Origin of the sequence: Mesorhizobium sp. M6A.T.Cr.TU.017.01.1.1 (genome assembly GCF_004023115.1) — a bacterium.
GTDB lineage: Bacteria > Pseudomonadota > Alphaproteobacteria > Rhizobiales > Rhizobiaceae > Mesorhizobium > Mesorhizobium mediterraneum.
Genome location: NZ_RZTA01000128.1, coordinates 1 through 3,461, shown reverse-complemented (window position 1 = coordinate 3,461; position 3,461 = coordinate 1). Strand labels below are relative to the sequence as shown.

Here is a 3,461-nt window from a genome sequence, read left to right as displayed (position 1 = left end):
CCTTGCCCCGCCTCGGCATGGGCAAGCTCGACCCCGACACCAAGGTTAGCCGGCTTTCCGTGGCCGAAATGCAGCTGGTCGAGATTGCCGGCGCCATCCGCCAGCGTGCCCGCCTGCTTGTCCTCGACGAGCCCAATTCGGCGCTTTCCAAGCGCGAGAGCGAGCGGCTGTTCGATATCGTCAGGCAATTGCGCAGCGAGGGCGTCACCGTCATCTACGTCTCACATCATCTGAAGGAAGTGCTCGACCTTGCCGACCGCATCACCGTGATGCGCGACGGGCGCACCATCGAGACGCTGGACAATGACGGCCTGTCGGAAGACCGGCTGATCCGCGCCATGGTCGGCCGCGAGCTCGACACCGCGACCCAGTGGTCGTTGCAACCCGAGGCGCGGTCGGATGCCGCGCCGATCGTGCTCTCCGTCGAGAAGCTGACCGCACCGGGGCTGGATGAGCTGAGTTTTAGCGCCCGCGCGGGCGAAATCCTCGGCATTGGCGGCCTGCCCGATTCCGGCAAGGACACGCTCGGCGAGGCCCTGTTCGGACTATGCGGCCGCAGCGGTCGCATCACCATCGACGGCAAGGAGTTGCGCGCAGCCGACCCGCACGCCTCGATCCGCAACGGCATGGCGCTGGTACCGGCGGACCGGCGCGGCGCGGGCGCGCTTTTGTCGATGAGCGTCGCCAACAATGTCGTCTCGGCCTCGCTGCCGCGCTTTTCGCTCGCCGGCTTCATGCGGCGCGGCGCGGTCGGCCGCGAAGCCCGCGCGCAGGTCGCCCGGCTCGACGCGCGCATTTCACATCTCGGGCAGAAACTGGCGACTTTGTCGGGCGGCAACCAGCAGAAGATCATCCTCGGGCGTAGCCTCGTCACCAATCCACGCGTGCTGGTCCTGCACGAGCCGACGCGCGGCGTCGATGTTGGCGCCAAGGCCGAGATCTATGCCATCCTGCGCGGCATCGCCGGCGAAGGCGTGGCGGTGGTGATGATCTCGTCGGAGATTCCGGAATTGATCATGAACGCCGAACGCGTTCTGGTGCTGCGCAACGGCCGGATCTCGGGTGAACTGACCGGCGCCGGCATCAACGAGGAAGCGATCCTGGCCCGCGCCATGGCGTCCTGAACGAGGGCATTGATGACACCACCCAAAATCACAATCGTCGGCAGTTTCGCGGTCGGTCTGACCATGCGGGCGCCCAAGCTGCCGATTTTCGGCGAGACGATGCTCGGCACCGATTTCGACATGGGGCCGGGCGGCAAGGGTTCGAACCAGGCCGTCGCCACCGCAAGGCTGGGCGCCGCCTCGTCGCTGCTCGCCATCATCGGCACCGACAAGCTGGCCGGCATCGCCACCGATCTCTACGCCGCCGAAGGCGTCGACTCGAGCCTGGTCACGACGCGTGCGGAGCGCGCCACCGGCGTCGGCTTTATCATCCTCAACGACAGGGGCGAGAACTTCATCATCCTCGACATGGGCGCCATCGAGCTGATGGATGCCGAGACCGTCGACTTGGGCGAACGGCGCATCGCCGAGAGCGACGTCGTCATGACGGTGCTCGAAGTGCCGATCGCTGCCGCTGCCCGCGCCATGGAGCTCGGCCGCAAGCATGGCGCCCGCACGATCCTCAATCCCGCACCGGCGCGCCAGCTTCCCGACGCGATCTTCGCCTCCGTCGACTATCTGACGCCGAACGAGAGCGAGCTGCGCATTCTGCTCAGCCTGCCGGCCGACGATCCACGCTCATCGCGCGAGCTCGCTGGCGAGTTGCGCCGCCGCGGCGTCGGCAACGTGGTGGTGACCTTGGGCCGGAGTGGCGCGCTGATCCTGACCGACGAGCTCGATGTGATGGTGCCGGCAGTGCCGGTCACCGTCGTCGACACGACCGGCGCCGGCGATGCATTCAATTCGGGCTTTGCGGTGGCGCTCGCCGAAGGCCGCGACATCGTCGACGCTGTCCGCTTCGGCGTCGTCTGTGGCGCGATCGCCTGCACCGAGCTCGGCGTCATTCCCGGCCTGCCTCAGCGGGCCAAGGCTGACGCGCTCTACGCCCAGGCCCTCAAGACAACATGGAAGGAAGCGACATGAACCGAAACCGGCTGCTCAATGCCGAACTGGCGCACGCCATCGCCTCGATGGGTCATGGCGACCTGATGATCGTCTGCGATGCAGGCTTTCCGATCCCCTCGACCGCCTGGCGCATCGACCTCGCCATCTCGCCTGACGTGCCGGATCTCGAAACCGTGCTGGCGCCGATCGCAGCCAATTTCATCGCCGAGCGTGTTGGCTATGCCGATACGCTGCCAGTGCACAACGCGCCGCTGCTGGCCAAGCTGAAGCGGCTGTTCCCCGACGCCGATTTCGAGACCACCAAGCACGAGACCATCCTCGGCGAGATGGCGGCAAAGGCGAAGGTTATCGTGCGCACCGGCGCCTTCGATCCGTGGGGCAACATCCTGCTTTATTCCGGCGTCGACGTGCCGGCCTGGTTCTCCAAGCCGGGTGTCGTCGCGCCGGACTATTACGCCAAGAAGCTGAAAGGCTGAGATGCCGCGCATCTTTGATTTCGGCGGCCGCGAGGTCGAGCGCAGTGTAACCGTCGCGGATCTGCGCGCGCTCAAGGGGACCGGGCGCCATGTCGCCCAGGTGACGGCGGAAACGGCGGATGAGGCGGCAGCTGCCGAGGCCGCCGGCGTCGAGATGGTCGTCTGCCGCGCCGCCAACGTTTTGCGCGTGCGTGAAGGGTCGCGCCGCGTCTTCGTCACCGCAGCCCTCGGCTTCGCCGAAGCCGTCACCGGCGACGAGATCCTGCGCACGGCCTTTCGCGCCATCACCTCCGGCGCCGATGCAGTGATCACCGGGCGCGGCTATGACAGCGTCCGGCTGCTCGCCGATGAACAGATTCCGGTCATGGGGCATCTCGGCTTCGTGCCGCGCAAATCCACCTGGGTCGGCGGCATCAGGGCGGTCGGCAAGACCGCCGTAGAGGCGCTGGAATTGTGGGACCGTTTCCGGCGGCTCGAGGATGCCGGCGCCTTCGCCGTCGAGGGCGAAGTCATCCCGGCTCAGGTGATGGCGGAAATCAACCGCCGCACCTCGCTGGTCACCGTGTCGCTCGGCTCGGGCACCGAGGCGGATGTCATCTTCCTGTTCACCTCCGACATTTGCGGTGAGAGCACCCGCCTGCCACGCCACGCGCGTGCCTGGGGCAATCTGGCTGCCTTGCACCAAGCTGTCAGGGACGCACGGATCGAGGCGCTGTCGGGGTTCCGCAAGGAAGTTGCCGGCGGTGGCTATCCCAGCGACGCTGAAGTCGCCGGCATTACCGAAGCGGAGTTCGAGGAATTTCGCGCGCGTCTCGAAGCAACGCGAAATTAGAGTCCAAAAGCTCGCCATCGGCGAAGCAGCCGATCTCCCCCTTGCGAGCAGGGCAATCGCATTTGGATTCTTGCGAAGATGGAC

The 3,461-nt window shown here is 66.5% G+C and carries 4 protein-coding genes; all 4 read left to right on the top strand.

Annotated elements, in window-relative coordinates; translation table 11 throughout:
* On the top strand, positions 1 to 1,124 hold a 1,124-nt coding region (locus tag EOB36_RS28720), incomplete at its 5' end, for a sugar ABC transporter ATP-binding protein (RefSeq protein ID WP_245467921.1).
* A 12-nt stretch (positions 1,125 to 1,136) separates the two neighbouring features.
* Positions 1,137 to 2,087 carry a ribokinase gene (locus EOB36_RS28715; protein ID WP_128286209.1) on the top strand — a complete coding sequence of 317 codons (951 nt, stop codon included), beginning with the start codon at positions 1,137 to 1,139 and terminating at the stop codon, positions 2,085 to 2,087.
* On the top strand, positions 2,084 to 2,545 hold the full coding sequence (gene rbsD / locus EOB36_RS28710; RefSeq protein ID WP_095489155.1) for a D-ribose pyranase: 462 nt from the start codon (positions 2,084 to 2,086) through the stop codon (positions 2,543 to 2,545). Before EOB36_RS28715 ends, rbsD begins: the two co-directional genes overlap by 4 nt.
* A 1-nt stretch (position 2,546) precedes the next feature.
* Complete coding sequence (locus tag EOB36_RS28705) at positions 2,547 to 3,377, top strand: 3-methyl-2-oxobutanoate hydroxymethyltransferase (RefSeq protein WP_128286208.1); 831 nt, start codon at positions 2,547 to 2,549, stop codon at positions 3,375 to 3,377.
* Positions 3,378 to 3,461 lie beyond the last annotated feature (84 nt).

Coding starts and splice junctions, on each gene's coding strand:
- rbsD (WP_095489155.1), top strand. CDS start 2,084: ATGAACCGAAACCGGCTGCTCAATGCCGAACTGGCGCACGCCATCGCC.
- EOB36_RS28705 (WP_128286208.1), top strand. CDS start 2,547: ATGCCGCGCATCTTTGATTTCGGCGGCCGCGAGGTCGAGCGCAGTGTA.
- EOB36_RS28715 (WP_128286209.1), top strand. CDS start 1,137: ATGACACCACCCAAAATCACAATCGTCGGCAGTTTCGCGGTCGGTCTG.